At 61.0% G+C, this 22278-nt stretch carries 16 protein-coding genes; 13 read left to right on the top strand and 3 right to left on the bottom strand.

The window, feature by feature from the left end:
• The first annotated feature begins 52 nt into the window (after positions 1-52).
• Complete coding sequence (locus tag B9H00_RS10200) at positions 53-2119, top strand: potassium transporter Kup (protein ID WP_211329626.1); 2067 nt, start codon at positions 53-55, stop codon at positions 2117-2119.
• Between the two features lie 115 nt (positions 2120-2234).
• On the opposite strand, the gene B9H00_RS10195 is transcribed toward B9H00_RS10200, so the two are convergent.
• Positions 2235-4346 carry a TonB-dependent siderophore receptor gene (locus B9H00_RS10195; RefSeq protein WP_086900568.1) on the bottom strand — a complete coding sequence of 704 codons (2112 nt, stop codon included), beginning with the start codon at positions 4344-4346 and terminating at the stop codon, positions 2235-2237.
• Positions 4347-4568: 222 nt separating this feature from the next.
• On the opposite strand from B9H00_RS10195, the gene pepE reads away from it, so the two are divergent.
• Entirely contained in the window at positions 4569-5303 is a 735-nt protein-coding gene (gene pepE / locus B9H00_RS10190) for a dipeptidase PepE (protein WP_086900567.1), read from the top strand.
• 54 nt (positions 5304-5357) lie between these two features.
• Here pepE and B9H00_RS10185 read toward each other — a convergent pair whose 3' ends face one another.
• A complete protein-coding gene (locus B9H00_RS10185) occupies positions 5358-5843 on the bottom strand; it encodes a cupin domain-containing protein (RefSeq protein WP_086900566.1) in 486 nt (161 codons plus the stop codon).
• A gap of 139 nt (positions 5844-5982) precedes the next feature.
• On the opposite strand from B9H00_RS10185, the gene B9H00_RS10180 reads away from it, so the two are divergent.
• The 11 genes from B9H00_RS10180 (at position 5983) to B9H00_RS10130 (ending at position 19925) form a co-directional block, all read left to right on the top strand.
• Positions 5983-6315, top strand: a complete 333-nt coding sequence (locus B9H00_RS10180) for an antibiotic biosynthesis monooxygenase family protein (RefSeq protein ID WP_086900565.1) — start codon at positions 5983-5985, stop codon at positions 6313-6315.
• A gap of 35 nt (positions 6316-6350) precedes the next feature.
• The gene (locus B9H00_RS10175; protein WP_086900564.1) at positions 6351-7256 is read left to right on the top strand and encodes an oxidoreductase; all 906 of its coding nucleotides are present in this window, start codon (positions 6351-6353) and stop codon (positions 7254-7256) included.
• A gap of 205 nt (positions 7257-7461) precedes the next feature.
• Complete coding sequence (locus B9H00_RS10170; RefSeq protein WP_086900563.1) at positions 7462-8064, top strand: cell wall hydrolase; 603 nt, start codon at positions 7462-7464, stop codon at positions 8062-8064.
• A gap of 369 nt (positions 8065-8433) precedes the next feature.
• On the top strand, positions 8434-9762 hold the full coding sequence (locus tag B9H00_RS10165; protein WP_086900562.1) for a short-chain fatty acid transporter: 1329 nt from the start codon (positions 8434-8436) through the stop codon (positions 9760-9762).
• 76 nt (positions 9763-9838) lie between these two features.
• Positions 9839-11596, top strand: coding sequence for a carboxylesterase/lipase family protein (locus B9H00_RS10160; RefSeq protein WP_086900561.1), 1758 nt, complete (start codon positions 9839-9841; stop codon positions 11594-11596).
• Positions 11597-11658: 62 nt separating this feature from the next.
• On the top strand, positions 11659-13290 hold the full coding sequence (locus B9H00_RS10155; RefSeq protein ID WP_086900560.1) for a carboxylesterase/lipase family protein: 1632 nt from the start codon (positions 11659-11661) through the stop codon (positions 13288-13290).
• A 132-nt stretch (positions 13291-13422) separates the two neighbouring features.
• Positions 13423-13656 carry a hypothetical protein gene (locus B9H00_RS10150; RefSeq protein ID WP_086900559.1) on the top strand — a complete coding sequence of 78 codons (234 nt, stop codon included), beginning with the start codon at positions 13423-13425 and terminating at the stop codon, positions 13654-13656.
• Positions 13657-13821: 165 nt separating this feature from the next.
• Positions 13822-15108: a flippase gene (locus tag B9H00_RS10145; RefSeq protein ID WP_086900558.1), complete on the top strand. Its 1287-nt coding sequence runs from the start codon at positions 13822-13824 to the stop codon at positions 15106-15108.
• Between the two features lie 36 nt (positions 15109-15144).
• Positions 15145-16278 carry a CapA family protein gene (locus B9H00_RS10140; protein ID WP_086900557.1) on the top strand — a complete coding sequence of 378 codons (1134 nt, stop codon included), beginning with the start codon at positions 15145-15147 and terminating at the stop codon, positions 16276-16278.
• Between the two features lie 193 nt (positions 16279-16471).
• A complete protein-coding gene (locus B9H00_RS10135) occupies positions 16472-17626 on the top strand; it encodes a M20 aminoacylase family protein (RefSeq protein ID WP_086900556.1) in 1155 nt (384 codons plus the stop codon).
• Between the two features lie 172 nt (positions 17627-17798).
• Positions 17799-19925, top strand: coding sequence for an EAL domain-containing protein (locus B9H00_RS10130; protein WP_174678722.1), 2127 nt, complete (start codon positions 17799-17801; stop codon positions 19923-19925).
• Here the strand turns inward: B9H00_RS10130 and yccS are convergent.
• Positions 19900-22122: a YccS family putative transporter gene (gene yccS, locus B9H00_RS10125; protein ID WP_086900555.1), complete on the bottom strand. Its 2223-nt coding sequence runs from the start codon at positions 22120-22122 to the stop codon at positions 19900-19902. The two genes, B9H00_RS10130 and yccS, sit on opposite strands and share 26 nt — an antisense overlap.
• Positions 22123-22278: the final 156 nt, after the last annotated feature.

The raw sequence follows: 22278 nt of genomic DNA, 5'->3' as shown, positions 1-22278 counted from the left end.
GATCGATACTTTCAGGGGCCGCATCAAAAAAGACGATCACGTCACACCATCGGTGGTAGACAGATGTCCGATAAAAAATGAGCACAGCGCAGACCGGAAAACCGACGACAAGGAAGACGCTCAGGAGCATGCCCCGAGCAGAAGCGAGCAGGAACAGATTGCCCAGCCCTGGTCCCACGAAGAGCAGGCCGAAAGCTGCGAGGCCGAAGAACGCGAGCTGAGCCCGAAGCGGCTGGTCGTGCTCGGGCTGGCCGCACTGGGCGTCTCCTACGGCGATATCGGTACCAGCCCCCTCTACGCCCTGCGCGAATGCTTTCGCGGCGCCAGCCACCTGACACCCAGCGATGCCAATGTGCTGGGCATTCTGTCACTGATCTTCTGGGCACTGATTCTGGTCGTCTCGACCAAGTACATGCTGTTTGTCACCCGCGCCAATAATAACGGCGAAGGCGGCATGCTGGCGCTGGTGGCCCTGCTCAACCCCTGGCGCAAAAATGCCGGGCCACATTCAAAGTGGCTGCTTCGGCTGGGCATCTTCGGCACCGCCCTCTTGTACGGCAGTTTCATGCTGACGCCGGCGATTTCAGTCTCCAGCGCCGTGGAAGGCCTGAATGTGGCCACCAAAGTCTTTGAGCCCTATGTCATCCCGATCACGATCGCCATTCTCGTGGCACTGTTTGCCATTCAGTCACGCGGTACCGAAACCGTTGGGCGCTTTTTCGGCCCGGTGATGGTGGTGTGGTTCACAACGCTCGCCTCACTCGGGATCTACGGCATTGTTCAGGAGCCCGGCGTGCTCGCGGCCGTCAACCCGCTGCGGGCGATCGAGTTCTTTAGCATCAATCACTGGACAGGCTTTGTGGTGCTGGGTGCGGTCTTTCTGGTGGTGACCGGCGGCGAGGCGATGTATGCCGACATGGGTCATTTCGGCCGGCGCCCGATCCAGCTGGCCTGGTTCGGGCTCGTTCTGCCGGCGCTTTTGCTCAACTATTACGGCCAGGGCGCGATGCTGATCCACTCCCAGGGCCAGTCCGCCAGCCAGCCGTTTTATAACCTTGCGCCGGAATGGGCGCTTTATCCGCTCGTCGGCCTGGCGACCATCGCGACCGTCATTGCCTCGCAGGCCGTCATTTCAGGGGCCTTCTCGCTGACCCGTCAGGCGGTCCAGCTCGGCCAGCTGCCGCCGATGCGCCTGTTTCAGACCTCCTCGGAAGAGTACGGTCAGATTTATGTGCCGACCCTGAACTGGCTGCTCATGCTGGCCACCATCGGGCTTGTGCTCGGTTTTCGGACCTCGACCAATCTGGCCTGGGCCTACGGCGTGGGCATCTCCTTTGCCATGACCATCACCACGGTGCTGGCGTTTTTCATCATGCGCGAGCGCTGGGAGTGGCCACTATGGGTGGCCGGGCCGATTACCGTGGCCTTTTTGCTGGTCGACCTGCCGTTTTTCGGTGCCAACCTGCTCAAGGTGCCACACGGCGGCTGGTTCCCGGTACTGACCGCGGTCGCCATGTTCACCCTGATGAGCACCTGGTTGCGTGGGCGTGAGCTGCTGAGCCGACGGCTCAGGCATGACAAGGAAGCGGATGAAGACAACGCCGACGAATCGGCCCCGCTTGAGGAGTTCGTGCGTGAGCTGGCCGACAGCGAGACCATCCGTGTCGAGGGCACCGCCATTTTCCTGACCGGCAGCGATGCCGGTACCCTGCCTATGCTTCACCATCACCTGCAGCACAATCACGTGCTGCATGAACGTGTGCTGCTTTTGACCGTTCGCACCGAGGACTCCCCTCGTATCCCGGCCGCCGAGCGCCTCGAGATCGATGACCTGGGCCAGGGGGTCTATCGGGTCATCGTGCATTACGGCTTCATGCAGACCCCCAACGTCCCGGTGGCCGTGCGTTTTGCCGAACGGTTCGGCCTTGAGGTGGACATGGAACAGGCCACCTTCTATATCGGCCGGGCGACGATCATTCCCACCGACGAGGTCCCGGGCATGATGCTGTGGCGCGAGAAGCTGTTTGCGTTCATGGCGCGTAACGCCATCCAGCCCACCTCGTACTACAAGGTACCGCCGCAACGAGTCATCGAGCTTGGCCTGCGTGTGGAGATTTGACGGTCAAAAGGCAGGCAGAAATCGCAGGGAGCGGCTGTCGGGTGCCCCGGCCAATCCGGACGGGGTGCCCGATGGTGCAGGCTGAAAGGCGTCCTGTGCCTTCCCTGGCCCTTGATTACCAGTGATAGCGCAGCGTGGTCAAAACGGATCGACCGTTGCCGTAGAAGCCACTATTACTGACATTGTCGACGTAGGTCAGATAGTCCCGATCGAACAGGTTGGTGACGTTAACGGCCAGATCCACATTCTCGGTGAGATCGTAACGGGCCATGGCATCGACCAGCGTATAGGAAGCGGCCTTGTCACTGTTTTCATCGTCGATATAAGTGTCGCCGACAAAGCGGGTGCCCAGCCCCAGGGTCAGATCACCGCGGGTGCTGCTGCCGGGAATCGTGTAGTCGGCCCATACCGAGGCAATGTTGCGCGGCACCAGCATCGGGCGGTTGCCTTCGTTGCCAGTCAGGCCGTCTTCCTTGATCTCGGGGTCCCAGTACGAATACGCCGCCGTCATGTTGAGCCGATCGTTGAGAGCCAGCTTGCCTTCAAGCTCGAGTCCGCGAACGTTGATTTCACCGACCTGGCGATAAAGGGTCGGCGTCACCCGCTTGACGACGTTTTCCTGAGTGAGATCAAACGCGGCCAGCGTCACCAGTGCATTGTCGGTCGGACGATATTTCATGCCGATCTCGTACTGCCTGCCTTCCTGCGGCTCGGCGCTGCCCTCGATCAGGCTGCGGCTTGAGGGCGGCTCGAACGACTCCGAATAGTTGGTGTAAAACGACAGGTTCTCCAGCGCCTTCCAAGTCAGGCCGGCACGTTTGGTAAAGGCGTAGTCACTGTAGGAGGCATCTGCCGTGTCTGTTTTGATCTCGTCGTAGCGACCGCCCAGCGTCACGATCCAGCGATCATCAAAGGTCAGCTCCTCCTGCAGGTAGGTGCCGCGTGACAGCTGTTTCTGGTGAAAGTTGTCGGGCGCACCCAGCGTTACGCAGGCCTCTCCACAGTAACGTGGGTTGTCGGGATCGATTCCACCCGCCGTCCCAAAGCGCGAGCGCTCATCGACCTCATCGTTGTTGTAATCAAATCCCGCCAGCGTCCGGGTCCTGATGCCCTCAAATTCATGATCGAACTGGAGCTGGTTGTCGATGGCGTACTGATCGCGCTCACCGGCCACCACGAAGGCAGCGCGCCCGTCGCGCGGGTCCGGTTCGCTCAGGTAGACATGGCGGTAGTCCATGTTCAGATAGGTATAGCGGGCGTTCTGGCGAAAGGTCAGGCCGTTTTGAAAATCATGCTCGAACAGATAGCCGGCATTGCGCTCGAAGCGGTCCAGATCGTTGTAATCGGGCTCGCCAAGAAAGGTTTCCGGGTCAATGTTCGACCCGATCGGGATGGCATGTGAGGTATTGCCACGACGCTTGTTGTAGTCGGCAAGCAACGTCAGCGAGGTGGCGTCATCGGGCTTCCAGGTCAGGGCCGGGGCGAAATAGAAACGATCATCGCGGGTTTCATCGGCACTGAGCTCGGCGTCCTGCCACTTGGTGGTGATGCGATAGCTCCACTCGCCGGCCTGATCGATCGGGCCACCAAAGTCGGCTGCGGTTTCGGTGTGGTCATCGCCCAGTGTGGTGTAGACCTCACCGAAATCGTAATCAAGCGGGCGCTTGGTGATCGCATTGACCATGCCACCCGGCGCGTTGAGGCCAAAGAGCGTCGAGGTCGACCCCTTGAGGATATCGATGCGCTGCAGACCGTAGGGCTCAAGCTTGCCGCCGGTAAAATTGACTGTGCGACGGCTCAGTCCGTCCCGATAGGTACCAGATGAGGTGCCGTCAAAACCACGAATCATGAAGTAGTCATAGCGGTCATCACCGCCGTATTGATCCACCGCCACACCTGCCGTATAGCCAATCGCCTGCTCGAGGCTCTGCACGTTGCGTGTGCGCATCTCTTCTTCGGTGACGGTCGAGACGCTATTGGAAAGATCGAGCACTTCGGTATCGGTTTTGGAGCCGGTCATGGTGCGACGCGCCACAATGGAGCTGTCCGGGCCGGCAGCGCTATCGGGTACGGCAGCCGCCTCGACGGTCATGGTGTCCAGTGATGCTTCAGTGTTCTGCTGTGCCTGAACCGGGGCGGCCGTGGCATACACGCCGGCGGCGGCCACGACAGCACCGAGCAGACGCCGCCGAGCGCCGACGTCGAACACGGGCGATGATGTTTTCATGATGTCCCTTGCCGGTGCGTTTAACGCACCCGTTATTGGTCTTAAAAAGCGAAGGGATTCTGAAAAGCCGCCTCGTTAAAGTCAACAATAATCATTCTCAAATAATAAAATGGCGTTTTTGGGCGCCATTGCAGTATTGCAATGGCTTGACTCGACGCCTCAGAGCATTAGAGCCTCAATCGCCGAAGGCGTTTTAAATGAGGTCCCAAACAGGACAGTCCCATGTCACGACTTTTACTGCTGAGCAGCGCCATGGCCGGTGACACCGGCTATCTGGTCTGGACCCGCCCTCTGATCAAGGAATTTCTGAGCGCGCATTCCACGCCGATCACACGCGCGCTGTTTATTCCCCACGCTGGGGTCAGTAAAGGTTTCGACACCTATCTGGACCACGTCCGCGCCGCGCTTGATCTCGGCGACATCACGCTGGACAGCCTGCATGACAGCGACGACCCCGAATCGGCGATCCGCCGTGCCGAGGCGCTGATCGTGGGCGGTGGCAATACCTTTGCACTGGTCAGCCGGCTTTACGACCTAAATCTGATGGATGTCATTCGCAAGCGCGTGGGTGAGGGCCTGCCCTATATTGGCTGGAGTGCCGGTGCCAACCTGGCAGGCCCAACCCTGTGCACCACCAATGACATGCCGATTGTCGAGCCTCCGAGCTTTCGAACCCTTGAGCTGGTGCCCTTTCAGATCAACCCTCACTTCATCGTCGACAAGAGCGCCGGACACCACGGCGAAAGCCGGGAAGAGCGTCTGGCGGAGTATCTGACGCTCAATCCGAACAGCAGAGTGGTCGCCCTGCCGGAAGGTACCGCCCTGCGCCGGGAAGATGACCGGCTTGAACTGCTCGGTGAGCGGGATGCCTGGCTGTTGATGCATCAAGGCACGCAGAGGCTGCCAGCAGGCCAGCCCTGCGACGGGCTTTTGATGTCGAAGGTCATTGAATACTGAATGATAACGACCGGCCTCGCTTGTGAGACACGACCCCTGAAAGTGGTGAAGGACTTATGCCCCCGGCTCATCTTCCCAGTAGGCAGGCATATCATCATGTCGACCCAACAGGCGGGCGCGTTGCCGGTCAGAACCCTCGGCTCGCGCCATGAACTTGCCTGAGTCGGGGTACTCAATGATGTCTGCAGGAGCCCTGTTTGAAATGGCGAGATAATGCAGCGGCTGATCGCCGGTATTGATCAACTGATGAGCCATCTCTGTACTGCCAGCCGGCGCACCCAGTACATCACCCACCGTGACACGGTGACGCATCTCGCCAAATCGATAATCGCCTTCACCCTGCAAAATGACAAAAATCTCATCTTCCACATGATGATTATGAAACGGGCAACTCGATCGCCCCGGGGGCACCTCATTGTAGGTGACGCCCAATGCCTTCAGGCCGAGCAGAGCGCCAAGGCTGATGTCCGAGCCCCCGAAAAAGTCGCCCTGTTGCCAGGGGCGCGTAGTCAACCGTGACAGATTGATGACTGGTGTCATGACAGATATCTCCGAAAACGCATTGGTTCAAGATGACCAGGCAAGCCTGATCATCTTGCCCGAATGGCGGCAAGGTGCCATCGTCATGACAGGACCGGGCGCACAGGGCGCCCGATGAACAACGACAGGAGCGTGCGCGGTGTTTATTGCCATGAACCGTTTTCGGGTCAATCCCGAGCGTGTGGAAGAGTTTGAAAAGCTCTGGCTGGAGCGTGAAACCCACCTGCAGGGCCTGCCCGGCTTCGTTGAGTTTCATATGCTGCGCGGTCCCTCCGAAGAGGATCACGTGCTCTATTCTTCCCATACCCTCTGGCGTTCGCGCGCGGACTTCGAGGCCTGGACCCACTCCGAGGCCTTTCGTGCCGCCCATGCCAATGCCGGCCAGAGTCGCCGTGAGGGGCTTTATCTGGGGCCGCCGAAATTCGAGGGATTTGAGGTCATTCAGACCATCAGCGACACGAACCAAGACTGAGTGCGTGACGGCCTGTTCTACTGCGGAGCATTTCAATGAGCGATCACGCCGATAGACGTCTGCTGGCCGTGGTAACCGGTGCCAATACGGGGCTGGGGTTTGAAACCGCACGCGCCCTGATGCATCAGCACTACCGAGTCATTGTGGCCGCCCGTGATGAAGCAAAGGGACAGGCCGCTGTCGAGGCACTCCGTGCCGAGTCTCCCAAGGCCGATGTGCGCCTTGAGCTGCTTGATCTCAATCGGCTGGCGTCGGTACGCGAGTTTGCACACCGCGTGCAGACTCAGGAGCCGTCACTGGATCTTCTGGTCAACAACGCCGGCGTCATGGCGCTGCCTCGCCGCGAGTTGACCGAAGAGGGGTTCGAGCGTCAGCTCGGCGTCAATTATCTGGGCCATTTCCTGCTGACGAGCCTGCTGCTGCCGCAGCTGATGCATGCCGCCGCGCCACGGGTGGTCCAGCTTTCAAGCCTTGCCCACCGGGGCGGGCAGATCGACTTTGAGGATCTGCAGGGCGAGCGCCATTACGATCCCTGGCGGGCCTATCGTCAGTCGAAGCTGGCCATGCTGATGTTCAGCCAGACCCTGCAGCGTCACAGCAATCAGGAGCTTTGGGGACTGGACAGCCTGGCAGCGCATCCGGGGCTTTCGCGCACGGCCCTGTTTAATCACGGCGTGAAGAGCCGTCCGCTGGTGGGCACGCTGTTCAGACTGGCCATGCCGCTTTTAAGCCAGAACGCCACCGAAGGCGCACGTCCCACGATTCATGCCGCCACCGCCAGCGACATCCGGCCCGGCGACTATTTCGGTCCCGATGGCCCGGGAGAAACACGGGGTGCCCCCAAACGCGCCCGCATGTCGCAGACCGCCCGCGACCAGGCGCAGGGTGAGCGGCTCTGGCAGGTGTCCTGTGAATTGACCGGCGCCGAATGGTCTGCCTGATCACCTCGCAGGCGGTGAGGTGATGACCTGCACATGGCCCGGTGGAAGGCGCTTTGAAAAGGGCTTAACAGCGGATCAAGCCATGCTTTAAAGCGCCCGCCCGGGCGCTTTTTGACGCTGTGCCGCGATTGCCCTCGCCCTAAAGAGGGTTTTCCGGTCGGGATCGGGTGCGTAGGATAGAGGTTCCTTCGCCATGAGAGCGGCCATGCGTTACTCCCTGATCGTGATTGCAAGCCTTGTCGCCAGCCTGAGCGTCTCATCCGTCCAGGCCTCGGAGACCACCCAACGCGCCATGGCGCAGCAAAAGGCCCGGGTGCTCGAACAGCGCGCCTCCAATGAGGGCGGCGTTCAACCGCCGCCCCCCGACGTTCGCCTGACCCGCGATGGTGCACGGGCGATCGATCCCAACGGCCAGGCGCCGCTGGATGATGCGGTGACCTGTCTGGCCCGCTCCATCTACTGGGAAGCCAAGGGCACCAATGCTCGGGAGATGGAGGCCGTCGCCAATGTGGTCATGAATCGCCTGGGCAGCAGCGGCTTCCCTACCACGCTGTGCGGCGTGGTCCAGGAGGGTTCGGAAACCGGCAGCTGTCAGTTCTCTTGGTGGTGCGACGGGCGCCCGGACGAAGCCAGCGAGCCCAAAGAGTACGCCGCAGCGCGTGAAATTGCCCGACGCGCGCTCAATGGCAGTCTGCTGGATCGCACCCACGGCGCGCTGTTTTTCCATCATCGCGGCATTACGCCGGCATGGGCCTCAAGCTTTGTCCTGACGGCGAAAACCAGGGAGTTTCTGTTCTATCGACCGTAGCATCATGCCCTGCGAACGATGACGGGTACCGCTGCGGCCCGTCATCCTTGATATGAAACACGTCCCTTGTCTCCCCGGCAGGGATGACGGCCTCCTTGCCGGTACAGCGTAAAGACCTGGACACGAAGAATGGTCTAGTGGAGATCAACGGCTTCCCGATTCGCTGTTGTCATCATGCCATGCGCGCCACAGGGTTAATCAAACCTGCTTCAGACTTAAATCCTCCCCACCAGGCCCGCCATGAGCACTTCTGCCAGGGTGGTCATCGCCTGCTGATCTAGCGTTCACAAGCCACCGCCCCCGCTTGATGTCCGGTGGCACACTCTGCTGTATCCATTACAACCATAACCATCAGGAGTGCTGTCCTGTATGCGTCTTATTGGCCGCCTGTTCACCCACATTGCCGTTCGCTACCTACCGGACGCCTTTGTCTTTTTGTTTTTCCTGACGATTGCGGTGCTGGGGCTCGGCATCATATGGGGCGACGGCCACGCGCCGCGTCAGGTGCTGGATTACTGGGGCAACGGTTTTTTCAGCATCTATGAATTTACCTGCCAGATCATTCTGGTGCTGGTCAGTGGCTACGCGCTGGCCCATACCCGGCCGGTGCGGCGCGCACTGATCAAACTGACCCACCTGCCACGCACCGAGGTGCAGGTGATTGTGGCCACCACGCTGATCGCCATGCTCTGCAGCTGGATTTCCTGGGGCTTCGGTCTGGTGGCCGGAGGTCTGGTGGCCCGGGAGATGGGCATTGTCCACCGCGGGCGCGTGCACTACCCGCTGGTGGTGGCAGCGGCCTACTCCGGATTTATCGTCTGGCATGGCGGCTATGGCGGCTCGATTCCCACCGTCATTGCCAATCCCGGACACTTTCTGGAAGCCGAGATGGGCATCATCCCGGTATCGCAGACGGTCTTTTCGATCGGCAATCTGGCCATTCTGGCGGCCATGGTTCTGGTGGTACCGGCCGTTCTGGTCTCGATGCGCCCACGGGCCGATGAACCCCGCACCAGCCTGCCGGACAATGAACAAAGCGATGACCTGACGGCCACTTCCCTGCCCGAGCGCTCATACATGACGCCGGCCCAGCGCCTCGAATATTCCCGGCTGATCCCGCTGACGCTAGGCGTGATCGCCCTGCTCTGGCTGGCAGATCACTTCATTACCGGCGGCGGCGTGAACATCAATACCGTCATTCTGAGCTTTTTCGCTCTGGGGCTTTTGTTTTCCCGCCATACCCGTGAATACATCACCTTTTGTACCGGTGGGTCGCGCACGGCCTATGGCATCATCATGCAGTTCCCCTTCTATGCCGCCATGATGGGCGTGATCGCAGGGACCGGCATGGCCGCCGATATCGGCAGTGCGCTGGTCTCGATCGCCTCCAGCGACACGCTGCCCTTTTACTCATTCATCAGCGCCGGGCTGATCAACTTTTTCATTCCCGCCGGGGGTGGTCAGTGGATCATGCAGGGACCCATCGTGATCGATGCCGCCCGGCAACTGGATGCCGATATGGCCAATGTGGCCATGGCGGTAGCCTGGGGCGATGCCTGGACCAACATGGTCCAACCCTTCTGGACGCTGCCGCTGCTGGCCATTGCCGGCCTGCAGATTCGCGACATCATGGGCTATACCTCGGTGATCATGCTCGTGACCGGCGTTGTGCTGAGTATTGCCATGTTTCTGATTTGACCTGCCCTGGGCGAACGACCTCGCCCCGGTGTAGTCAGACCCGGGGTGGGAAGATCGCCGGAGACAGGGAGACAACATGCGGGCAGCGGCAGGTAAAAAGGGCGTGACTCTGATGACATGGGCAGTGCTGAGCCTTTGGCGCGGCACTGCCATGGCAGATGCTTCCCCGGCGCCGGCGACCATTGATGAATCGATGGCGCTCGAGGTAGCCGAAGTCCTCAAGGCGGCCGCCGAGGCTCCGGTCGTACGCACTGATCATGGCCTGCTGCGCGGCGAGCATGACCAAGGGTTTTCGGTCTATCGCGGCATCCCCTTTGCGGCCCCGCCGGTGGGGGAGAATCGCTGGCGCGCGCCGCAACCGGTCAAGCCATGGCAGGGCCTCCGCGAGGCCACACGCTTTGGCCATGACTGCATGCAAAAGCCGCTGTCGAGCAGTGCCTCACCCGGCGATGAGCGCCCCGATGAGGACTGTCTTTATCTCAACGTCTGGCAACCCGATGGTGCCCGCGCCAGGTCGGGCGAAAGCGACACCACCGACCGTACAGCCACCAAACCGGATAACAGCCGCCGGCCGGTGGTGGTCTGGCTCTATGGGGGGGCCTACGTCAACGGCGGCGCCTCATCGCCGGCTTATGACGGCGAAAGCTTTGCCCGCGATGGCGTGCTCTATGTCAGTTTCAACTATCGACTGGGACGCTTCGGCTTTTTTTCTCATCCGGCGCTGAGCGGCGAAAACGGTGATGACGCCCTTCGGGGCAACTACGCCGTGATGGACCAGATCCAGGCACTTGAATGGGTCAGAGACAACATCGACCGTTTCGGCGGCGACCCGAATCAGATCACCGTGGTCGGCGAATCTGCCGGCGGCAACTCGATTCTCAATCTGATGGCAAGCCCTGCCACCGAGGGTCTTTTTCAGCGCGCCGTGGTGATGTCCGGCGGCGGCCGCGGGCTGCGCGCCATACGTCATGATCTCCACGAGGATCAACCCGACAACCCTTCCGCCGACACCTTTGGCAAGCGGTTTGCCCGGCGCCACGGTATAGAGGGCAATGGTGAGGCCGCACGTCAGGCACTGCGCGATCTGCCGGCGGCGGCGGTCACCGGGGATCTCAACATGAGCATGATGTATACCCCCAACCGCGAGCGCGACACCTTTGCCGGCGGGCCGGTGCGCGATGGCAGGCTGCTTGTTGATGAAACCCAGAACCGTTTCAGACAGCAAAAGCAGCGACAGATACCGCTGCTGATCGGCTCGACCAGCCTTGACCTGGGGCGCGTGGACGCCGCCTCCAAGACCGAGCTGTTCGATGCCTTTGGCGATAACGCCGATCGCATGCGCGCGCTCTATGATCCCGGCGGCAATGCCAATCTGAAAACGCTGGCCAAGGAGATCGGGCGCGATCGCACCATGACGGAGCCTGCCCGTTTTATCGCCGACGAGATGTTCGCGGCCGGTCAGCCGGTATGGCGCTATCGCTTCTCCCATGTGGCGGCGCCAAAACGTGCCGACTGGCCCGGCGCACCGCATGCCACCGATATCCCCTATCTCTTTGATCGTCTCGACAATGCCTACGGCAGCGGCATCGACGACAGTGACCGCACTACGGCCACGGCCTTTCATCGCTACGTGGTCAACTTTGCCCTGACCGGCGACCCCAATGGTGAGGGGCTGCCGCAGTGGCCGCGGCACGACCCGCAGCAGGAGCAGCTGGTGGACTTCACTCAGGACGACGGACCGCAGGTGATGCGCGATCCCTGGTGGGAGCGACTGGACATGATCGAAGGCCGCTGGCTGGTCTCACGTGCCATCGAGCCCGAGGGTGACGAGTAACGGGAGCATCACTTCGAGGTGGTCTATCCTGAGCGCATGATCCAACGCAAACGGAATACCGCATGCAACGCTGGTTGAAAGGACTGCTGACACTGGGGCTGCTGGCCACGCCCCTGTGGGCCTGGGCTCAGGCGTCATCATCCCACCCGACTCGGGTGGATATCGATACCGGCACCCTGCGCGGCAGCAGCATGCTGGACGTGACGGCCTTCAAGGGCATCCCCTACGCCGCCCCGCCCACGGGCGAAAATCGCTGGCGTCCCCCGCAGCCGGCCAGACCCTGGTCAGGTGTGAGGGAAGCCACCCGCTTCGGGCCGGACTGCATGCAGCATCCTGCCCCCGGTGATGCAGCGCCGCTGGGTGCCCGCTCTTCCGAGAACTGTCTCTATCTCAATGTCTGGGCGCCGGCGGATGCCATTCCCGACCCGCGGGCGGACAGTGCCATGACCAATCATCCGGTACTGGTATGGATTCACGGGGGCGGCTACGTCAATGGCGGCACCTCGGCACCGGTCTATGACGGCAGCGCCTTCGCCCGCGATGGCGTGATTCTGGTCAGTCTCAACTACCGGCTGGGCCGCTTTGGCTTTTTTGCCCACCCGGCCCTGAGTCGCGAGCAGCCAGGTCAGGCGCTGGGTAACTACGCCATCATGGATCAGCTGGCCGCCCTGAATTGGGTGCAGCGCAATATTGGCGCCTTTGGCGGCGATGCCGCCAACGTCACCATCATGGGCGAATCCGCCGGCGGCGCGTCGGTGCTGGACCTGACCGGCTCACCGGCTGCGCGCGGGCTGTTCCAGCGCGCCGTGGTGATGTCCGGCGGTGGACGGGCGCTGATGGGGCCAATGCCGAAACTCTCGGACGAGCAGGGTGAGCAGCCTTCGGCCGAGACGATCGGCGAGAACTTCGCGCATCGACACGGCATTACGGGTACAGGCAGCGACGCGCTCGCCGCGCTCAGGGCGTTACCCGCCGATCAGGTGGTCGACGGTCTCAACATGCAGAGCCTCATGGCGCCGCGAAAAGGACCGCGCACCTGGACCGGCGGCCCGATTCGTGATGGCGAGCTGGTATCGGGTCCCCCCGAGGGCATCTACAGGGCCGGCCTTCAGCAGCATGTCCCCATCATGATCGGCACCACTGATGCCGATCTGGGCTTTAGCACGGCCGACAGCATGGAGGCCCTGTTCTCACCCTTCGGCGCGGATGCCGATCAGGCTCGAGCCCTGTACGACCCGACAGGCAGTGACGATGTACAGCGGATCGGCTGGCGCGTGGGGATGGACCGGATGATGACCGAACCGGCGCGCTTTGTTGCCAATCAGGTCGCCGCCACCGGCGAGCCGGTATGGCGCTATCGCTTCTCGCACGTGGCCCTCGAGGCGCGCGATGACTGGCCCGGCGCCGTCCATGCCAGCGAACTGCCCTATCTTTTTCGAACGCTCGATGCGCGTTACGACCACCTTGATGACAGTGGCCGGGCCATGGCGTGGCAGCTTCATCGCTACGTGGTCAACTTCGCTCGGGACGGCAATCCCAACGGCGGCGGCGCGCCCACCTGGCCGCTGCATACACCACTGTCGAACCTGATAATGGACTTCACGCAACATCAAGGGCCGGTGGCTCGTCAGGACCCATGGCAGACGCGGCTGGATCTGATCGAGCGTCATTTCACGCCGGCTCTTGATCATTGAGTCAACGGGCAGACGCAGGACGCCGAAAACCAAATTGATGGGCTACGACTTTGGTAACCATTAGTAACAATGTAATTAAGAAGGTAACAGTGCGGCCGATATAGGCGATGAACATCTTCTGGATTCGCCATCATGAAACTGGATCGCTTTTACGCACAGGCCAACGAGCAGGATCACCTGCTGCAGGATGCATTTGATCATGAAACCTTCGTGAGCAGGCTGTCTTCCTGTCAGCAGATTGAACAGGACTACACGAGCATGATTCAGCGCGAGGAGCATCTGCGTCTGGCCTGGCAGAACACCCCTGAAACCCTGCGTCTTCTTTTACAGGGCACCGCGCTCGGGCGACTGCTGGAAGGCCTTTAATGTCAGGCGTGTGAACGGATTTTCCTGTCATGACCTGAGGTTGCGGCCTGATACAATTCGAGACACCGCACAACTCTGCACACACGGTAACCGTTTCTGGTGGCATGATCGGCATCCCTTGCCGATCAGCCCTCCTTCGGCGTCTCCCCCTGAAAAAGCAGCTTCATGAACAAGGCACTCATCAATACCGCCTGGATTCTTGGCGAAAAGGTCATGTTGGCGTTGGCCGGCATTTTCATCACGGTTTATGTCGCCCGCTATCTGGGCCCCAGCGAGTTCGGCCTGATCAGCCTGGCCCTGGCGATCGTGGCCCTGATCACGCCCATGGTGAAAATGGGCGGTGACAACGTGGTCTTCAACCGGCTGGCCCGCAACCGGCATAGCGGGCTGCTGCTCATGGCCGCCTCGACCCGGGTGCGCGCGATCAATTTCGTCATTATCTGCACGCTGTTGACCATCGGTGCCTGGTTTTATTTCGACACCCCCAAACAGATGGCGGTGTTTTCCATCATCATCTGGGGCAGTTTCTTTACCACCAACGAGGTCTACAGCGTCTTTTTCAACTCGTCGCTGGATTCCAAGTTCAATACCGTGGCGCAAAACATTGCCCTCGGTGTCGGAGTAGCGCTGAAGTTTGCCTTTATCAAGCTCGGTGCCACGGTCGGTTTCTTTGCGGCCGCCAACATCATTCAGTGGGCAGTGTCGTACTTCATCAAGCAGCACCTGTTCCGCCGCAAGACCCGCGAGATTGCACATACCTTCAAGACCCGCAGCCGACGCCATTCGCGTCATATCGTGCAGGTCGGCATTCCGCTGGCGATTTCGAGCCTGTCGATCGCCCTCTATACCCGTACCGACCAGATCATGCTGGGCAGCATGCTCGACGAAACACACGTGGGCTGGTACAGCGCAGCATTGACCCTTTCTCAGGGCTGGATGATGTTTCCCATGGCCCTGATGACCTCCTGGATGGTAGGCATCAACCAGGCCGCACGCGGCAGCAATCCAGCGCTGTTCGAGCATCGCATTCGCCGGCTGTTTCTGGCTGTCTTCGTGGTGGCGGTGATTCCGGCCACACTCATGGGGATTTTCCGGGTCGAGCTGATCGACCTGCTCTATGGCGATGAGTATGGCCCGGCGGCATCCGTACTGGGCATTACGGTCATCTCGTCGGTCTTTTCCGTACTGGGCACCTCGGCCTTCAACGTCATTACCGTGATGGGCGGCTACAGCTTCCTGCTCAAGAAGATGCTGTTCGTCAGCGCCCTCAATATCGTCCTGAACTACCTGCTCATTCCTCACTTCGGGCTGGTCGGGGCGGCCCTGTCGACGCTGATTGCCGAGATCCTGTCCGCTGTGGTGCTCAATCTTTTCTACCGCCGGGGTCGTGTTCTGAAACTTCAGATGACCGCCTTCATGGGCGCCAGACCCGCTCCTGCGCAGGCCGGCTGATCAGCCGGCCCTGTTGATACTTCGGAAACCGATACCATGATTGAAATGTTTGTCTGTGGGGATGTGGTCAATCGCCAGTACAGCGGTGGCCCGGTCTGTGATGACGCCATGAGCGCGACCATCGCCGGCTGCGATTACGCCGTCTGCAACTTCGAAGCCCCGGTTCGTGGTGTTGGTCGCGAACAGCCCAAGGACGGGCCGCATATCAACCAGCAGGCCGAGATCATGTCGGTGCTCAAGGAGCATGGCTTTGACATGATGCTGCTGGCCAACAATCACATCATGGATTTCGGTGACGAGGCCCTTGAGGCTACCCTGCGCGAGGGCGAGCGTCTTGATGTCGACATGATCGGCGCCGGCATGAACGTCGAGCAGGCCTACATGCCGCTGATTCGCGACATTCAGGGCGTGCGCATCGGCATGATCAACGCCTGCGAGGCGCAGTTCGGCGTGCTCGATCACAACGCCGATGCCGACCAGGCAGGCTATGCCTGGCTCAACCACCCGGCCATCGACCGAATGGTGATCGAGCTCAAGCGCGAGTGTGACTTTGTCATCGTCTTCGCTCACGCAGGTCTCGAGTATTACGATATTCCACAAAAGGAGTGGCGCCTGCGCTATCAGCACCTGTGCGATCTGGGGGCCGATGTCGTCGTGGGCGCGCATCCTCACGTCCCGCAGGGGCATGAGGCCTATCACGGCGCGCTGATCTTCTACAGTCTGGGCAACTTCTACTTCAGCAACCGGCCCAATCCGGCGGCGAAGAAGAACTATTCCTATGCCGTCAAACTCGGCTTTGAAAAGGGCGCTCCGGTGCGTTTCACGCCGGTCTTTCATCACACCGAAAACGATGTGGTGTGTCTCTCGCCGGAGAATGATCGCACTGATCTGGCGCGGCTCGACAGCCTGCTGCAGGAAGGCTATCAGCAGCGCTACGACGAGATGAGCACCGCCATCTATCAAAAATACATCCAGCCCAATCAGATCCGCAGCCTCATGGGCGTACCTTGTGACGGCACGCTCAAGGGCAGCCTGAAGGAAGTAGCGGCAACGCTTCTGGGCAAGCGTAGCCACCTGAACAAACCGGTGCTGGGCATGCACCTGATGAAAAACGAGACCTACTATTACGCCGCCCGACGCGCGACCGAGCTGAAGGCAAAACGCTCGTAGTACGTGACGTCACCGGCACAAAAAGGCCCCCGGACAGCACGCTACCCGGGGGCCTTTTTGATGACATGCGTGCTTTTATCACCACTTCTGCCTGATGATGCGGCCGAACGCATCGACACCCAAGCGCGATCGGCATAAGGTTTTTGTCCGGGAATCTTCCCCTGGACAACAACACTTTTGATCAGGACCCCTCATGACCGCCTTCGAGTCCTACCCCAGCGCCGAGCAGCTTCGCCAGTGGCGCCACGATTTTCATCGCCATCCCGAAATCGCCTTTGAAGAGCAGCGCACCAGCGCGCGCATCGCCGAGCTGCTGCGTGAGGCCGGCATCGAGGTTCATACCGGGCTGGCCGGCACCGGCGTTGTCGGCACGATCGAGGGCGCGCGTGGCCCGGGGCGTACCATCGGCCTGCGCGCCGATATCGACGCGCTCGCCATCGAGGAGGCCACCGAGCTTGAGTGGGCGTCCACTATTGCCGGTCGCATGCATGCCTGCGGCCATGATGGACACACTACCATGCTGCTGGGCGCGGCCTGGGCGCTGGCGCGCAATCCCGACTTTGCCGGCCGCGTGCACGTCATCTTTCAGCCCGCCGAGGAAAATGAAGGCGGCGCCCGGGTCATGATCGAGCAGGGGCTGTTTGAGCTTTTTCCGATGGACGCTGTCTACGGCCTGCATAACTGGCCGGGCATGCCGGTCGGCGAGGCGGCCGTCCACAGCGGCCCATCAATGGCCGCCTTTGATGTCTTCACGCTGCGACTGTCCGGACGGGGCTGTCACGCTGCCATGCCGCACATGGGTGATGACCTCATTCTGGCAGGTTGCGAGCTCGTTACCCGTCTTCAGGGGCTCATCAGTCGTGAGCGACCGGCGCATCAGCCGGCGGTGCTGAGTGTGACCCAGTTTCACGGCGGTGATGCCTTCAATGTCATGCCGGGTACGGTCGAGCTGCGCGGCACCCTGCGCTGTTTCGACCCGGCTCTTCGCGAACACCTTGAAAAGCGCTTTCGCGAGGCCATTCAGGCCGGCGCCGATTTTCACGGTATAAGTGCCGAGCTCGACTATCAGTCACGCTATCCGGCCACCATCAACGACGCCGAGCAGGCCAGGCGCTGTGGCGAAGTGCTGGAAGGGATGCCGGAAATTCAAAAGGTTCATTACGATCTACCGCCCTGCATGGCCTCGGAAGACTTTGCCTTCATGCTTGAGCAGTGCCCGGGCGCCTACATCTGGATGGGCAATGGTGACAGCGCCGCCCTGCACAATCCAGGTTATGACTTCAACGATGACCTTGCCCCGATTGGTGTGGCCTGGTGGCAGGCGCTGACAAGGCATCTGCTGGGGTAGCCATCTCTCGTCTCAGGCTCCTATCGCCGCAGTTGAGGCTTAAAAAAGGCCTTAATTGCGGCTTTAATCAGATCTCCCTGTTACATAATCTGGATCACTTTTGATGACGTCTGTCTGCCCTGTCGTCACAGCGACAGACGCCGACTTCTTCCTCTTCAATCCAGATATCATCATGGCCGAACAGCGAGCGCCCACCAGCGCCATCACAATGGACAGTGATGCGCTTTACCGTCAGTTGGTACAGAACATTACCGACTACGCGATCTACATGCTTGACCCTGAAGGCACCATCCTGAGCTGGAATGAAGGTGCCCGATACTTCAAGGGGTACTGCGCCGAGGAGATCCTGGGTCAGAATTTCAGCTGCTTCTACACGCCGGAAGAGCGCAGCTCCGGCCTGCCCATGCAGGGGCTGGCCGCCGCGCGTCAGAACGGCCGACACGAAGCGGAAGGCTGGCGCCTTCGCAAGGATGGCAGCGTGTTCTGGGCCAGCGTGGTCATCGATGCCATGTATGACAACGGCCAGCTGATCGGCTTTGCCAAGATCACCCGCGATGTCACGGAAAAACGGGCGCAGCAGCAGCAGGTGCTCAAGGCGCGTGACGACGCCGAGCGGCAATCACGTGAGCTGAGCGGTCTCTACGCCTTTTTGAATACCGTCATTCACAACATTCCAACGCGGGTCATGGTCGAGGACCAGAGCGATAGCCGTCTTCTGCTGTGCAACCACAGCATTCAACAACATCGGACCGGCCCCGAAACACTGCTGACGCACATATCGACCGATGCGCTTTTGACGCGCATTCGTGGCGAACGGCCTCGTGAGGACAACAGGGCCGCCGGCCATTTCAGATTCAAGATGGAAACGCCGGAGGGCACCTGTCGGCTGAAATGCCTGATACTGGACATCATGGACAACGGCCATGCCACCGGGCAGCGGCTCTACCTGGTCGATGACATTACCGAGGAGTACACCGCTCAGGCCACCATCCGCCATATGGCGCACCACGATGCCCTGACCAACCTGCCCAACCGGCTGCTGTTCGGCGAGCGCGCCCGGGCGCTGCTGGAGAATTTCGAACCCGATATTGGGCGAGTGGGCATGCTGCTGCTGGATCTGGACAACTTCAAGAACATTAACGATGTGCTGGGCCATCAGGTCGGCGATGATCTGCTGTGCCAGCTGTCCGCTCGACTCCATCAGCATCTGCATCATGGTGAGACCCTGGCCCGCATCGGCGGCGATGAATTCGCCCTGCTTGTGCCCGAGGCTCATGACGACAACGCGCTGTCCCAGCTGGCACACACTCTGGCGATCAGTGCACGCGCTCCGTTTCAACTCAGCGAGCACCGGGTTCAGACCGGTATCAGCCTGGGCGGCGTACGGGCCTCCAACGATATCGACAGCTTCGAGCAGCTGATGCGCTGCGCAGATCTGGCCCTTTATGAGGCCAAGCGCCAGGGCAAGGGCCGCTACGAAACCTTTCGCCCTGAACTGGCCGAGCTGGCACGCGAGCGCCTTGATCTGGAAAACGACCTGCGCAATGCGCTGGCGCAACAAGAGCTTTTTTTGCTCTATCAGCCCATTTATGACATCAGCGGCGTCCGCACCACCGGTTTTGAAGCACTGATGCGCTGGCGCCATCCGGTTCGGGGCATTGTGTCACCGCTGGAATTCATCCCGATTGCCGAAAACAGCGGCCTGATTCTGGAGATCGGTGCCTGGGCGCTGGTTGAGGCCTGCCACGAGGCCTGTCACTGGCCGGATGAGCAGCGCATCTCGGTCAACCTGTCGCCGGCCCAGTTCCGCCGCCAGGCGCTGGTCGACGAAGTCACCAGAGCCCTGGCGATCACGGGCATCACCCCTTCCAGACTGGAACTTGAGATCACCGAATCGATTCTGCTGGATGCCAGTCAGCACAACATCGACATCCTGCATCAGCTCAAGCAGCTGGGGGTTCGCATCGTACTCGACGACTTTGGCACCGGCTATTCGTCGCTGCACTATCTGCGCTCCTTTCCGTTTGACCGGCTCAAGATCGATCAGAGCTTCATCCGCGAGATGTGCGACAGCCGCGAGGCGCTGGCCATCGTGCGCGCCGTCACCGGCATGGGTAAAAGCCTCGAGATGGAAGTCACCGCCGAAGGCGTTGAGCGCCCCGAGCAGATGGCCCTGCTTCAGCAGGAAGGCTGCTCTCATCTTCAGGGCTTTCTGCTCGGCCGCCCCGGGCCGGCTGCCGACATTGTTTGCGGGCCAACAAACGCTCTCGAGTCTACGTCGTCGCGCGTCCCGAACTGATCAGACGCCGGCGCTGCCCCTGCTGATCCAGCAGCCGACCGGCCACTTCTGCCAGTGGGATCATCTGGTGACAGATCATGGCCAGCTGCGAATGCACCAGCCGGCGGGCGTCCTCGACCTCTTCCGGCAACTGCTCGAGAAAGGCCACCATCGACTCGGGCGGCGGTGACAGCGCCCCGACGCCCTGACGCCGGGACAGCGCACGGGCAATGGTCGAGAGATAGCCGCTGATGGCCTCGAACACCCCTTCCAGCTCCTGAACATCCAGCCGCTCACTGACGCCACGCCGATGGGCGCCCAGCGCCGAGAGATGGCCAAGAATGCTGTGGGTAATCACCAGCAGCCGATAGCCTTCATCGGCATCATGGCGATACTGTCCCGGCTCCTGCATGACGCTGGCCAAGCGAGTTGAAAGCGCGGCATCGGCGTTGTGGGCGTTGCGCCTGGCCAGCCGATAGGCCAGATCATCGCGCTTGCCGCTTTGATACTGACGCACGATCTCGCGAAAATAGGCCTCACTGGCCGTGATCACTGACGCCGCCTCCCGATTGAGCCGCCGACCCTGCCAGTCTGGCAGGATCAAAAGCACCGCCAGCGCCGCCAGCCCGGCGCCGAGCAACGTATCGAACAGGCGCGGCCAGATCAGATCAAACCCGTCGCCGACCTGGTTGAAGCAGGCCAGCACCATCAGCGTGATGGCCGCCGTGGCGATCATGTAGTGACGGATGCGGGTGGCGAAAAAGAGCACCCCGGCCAGCACCGCAATCAGGGCCTGCGCGGCGTCCCAGGGAAAGAGCGTGATCAGCGCCCAGCCGGCCAAAAGCCCCAGCACGGTGCCGGTGATGCGCTGGCGCAGGAAGCGGTGGGTGGCGCCAAAGCTTGGCCGACAGACAAACAGGGTGGTCAGGAGGATCCAGTAACCCTGGGTCGGGTGGATCAGGCGCAGCAGCAGATAGCCCGCCACCAGCGCCGAGGAAAGACGCAGGGCATGGCGAAAGATGGGAGATGAGGTCCGCAGATGCCCGCGCAGTCGCTGCCAGCCATCGCGAAAGCCGCTCGGCGAACGGTCCAGCAGATTGCGATCATGCTCATCAAGGGCAAGCTCTGGATTATCGGCGCGAGTGAGCTGGCGCTCCAGCTCGCCCAGATTGATCGCCAGTGACGTCAGCGAGCGCAGCAGACGATGGTTCTGACGGGCATCGCCTCCAGGCGGATGCTGCTTGAGATACTCAATGGACGCGCGCAGGTCAAACAGTGCCTGCTCGCTTTCCCCATGATCAAACGACTGACGTAGCAGCAGCGCTCTGCCCAGCGCCTGACAGGACTGGCCCTGTTGATATAAAAGCCGCTGACAGCGAAACAGCACGTCGCTGTGAAAGAAGTGTTCGGCCAGTGCCGAATAGTCGTAGTGGGTGGAACTTGCGCGCTCGTGAATGTCCTGAGCGATCAGATAAAGACGCAGATAGCGGTCGATGCGCGCACTGTTTTGTTGCCCCTGAAGCCGCGAAAAGATCATCTCCTTGGCCTCGTTGAGCGCGCTGACCACCCGGCCATTCTGACGCGCCAGTGCCAGCCGACGAGCGCTGCGATCCACCCCGCGCAGCGGCTCGAACAGCGACGCCTTGATGGCGAGATACTCTCCCAGCTCCGTCATCAGCGCCGCCAGGCTCTGGCGCACCGGCTGGTGGGTAAAAAGCGCCTGCCAGACAATCGACAGCACCCCGTACCAGGCGGCGCCCGCGACCAGCAGCAGCGGCCCGTGCCACAGATTTTCCACCGTCACGCCACCGCGCTGCTCGATATTGATCATGGTGTAGACCGACAGGATCAGCGTCGCCGTCGTGATGGTGGCGTAGCGCTGACCAATGGCGCCAAGCATGATCATCAAAAAGGTCGCCAGTCCCAGTCCGACCCCGAACAGCCACGGATGAGCAAAGGTCAGTTCCACGGCAAGCGAGGCGATGGCAAAACAGACCAGCGTCACCAGCAGCGCCCTTAGTCGCCCCTGCCAGCTGTCATCGGTCTCGGCCAGGGCGCTGGCAATCACGCCCAGAAACAGCGGAATCATCTGTCCGATATGGCCAGACAGCGCGCTCCAGAGCATGACACCGGTCAGCGCCATGAACACGCGCAGACTGTAGGCAAAGGCATCCAGCGCCCAGAGACGGCGCAGTGAATGGGTCAGGCGATCGAGCATGGGCGCTGGCATCCACAGGTGGCAGGAGATCGGAACATATCGGATGTCCCATAACAGCGCGAACATAACAGAAAGGCAATGGAGACGACATTATCGCCCGGGGCAGGCAGGTTGGGAGCGCATGTCAGAACATGACAACGCCGGCCCCAAAGGGCC

It is taken from the genome of Kushneria marisflavi, assembly GCF_002157205.1.
Lineage (GTDB): Bacteria > Pseudomonadota > Gammaproteobacteria > Pseudomonadales > Halomonadaceae > Kushneria > Kushneria marisflavi.
The sequence above is the reverse complement of the archived record's forward strand: the minus strand, read 5'-3'. Positions and strand labels throughout refer to the sequence as shown.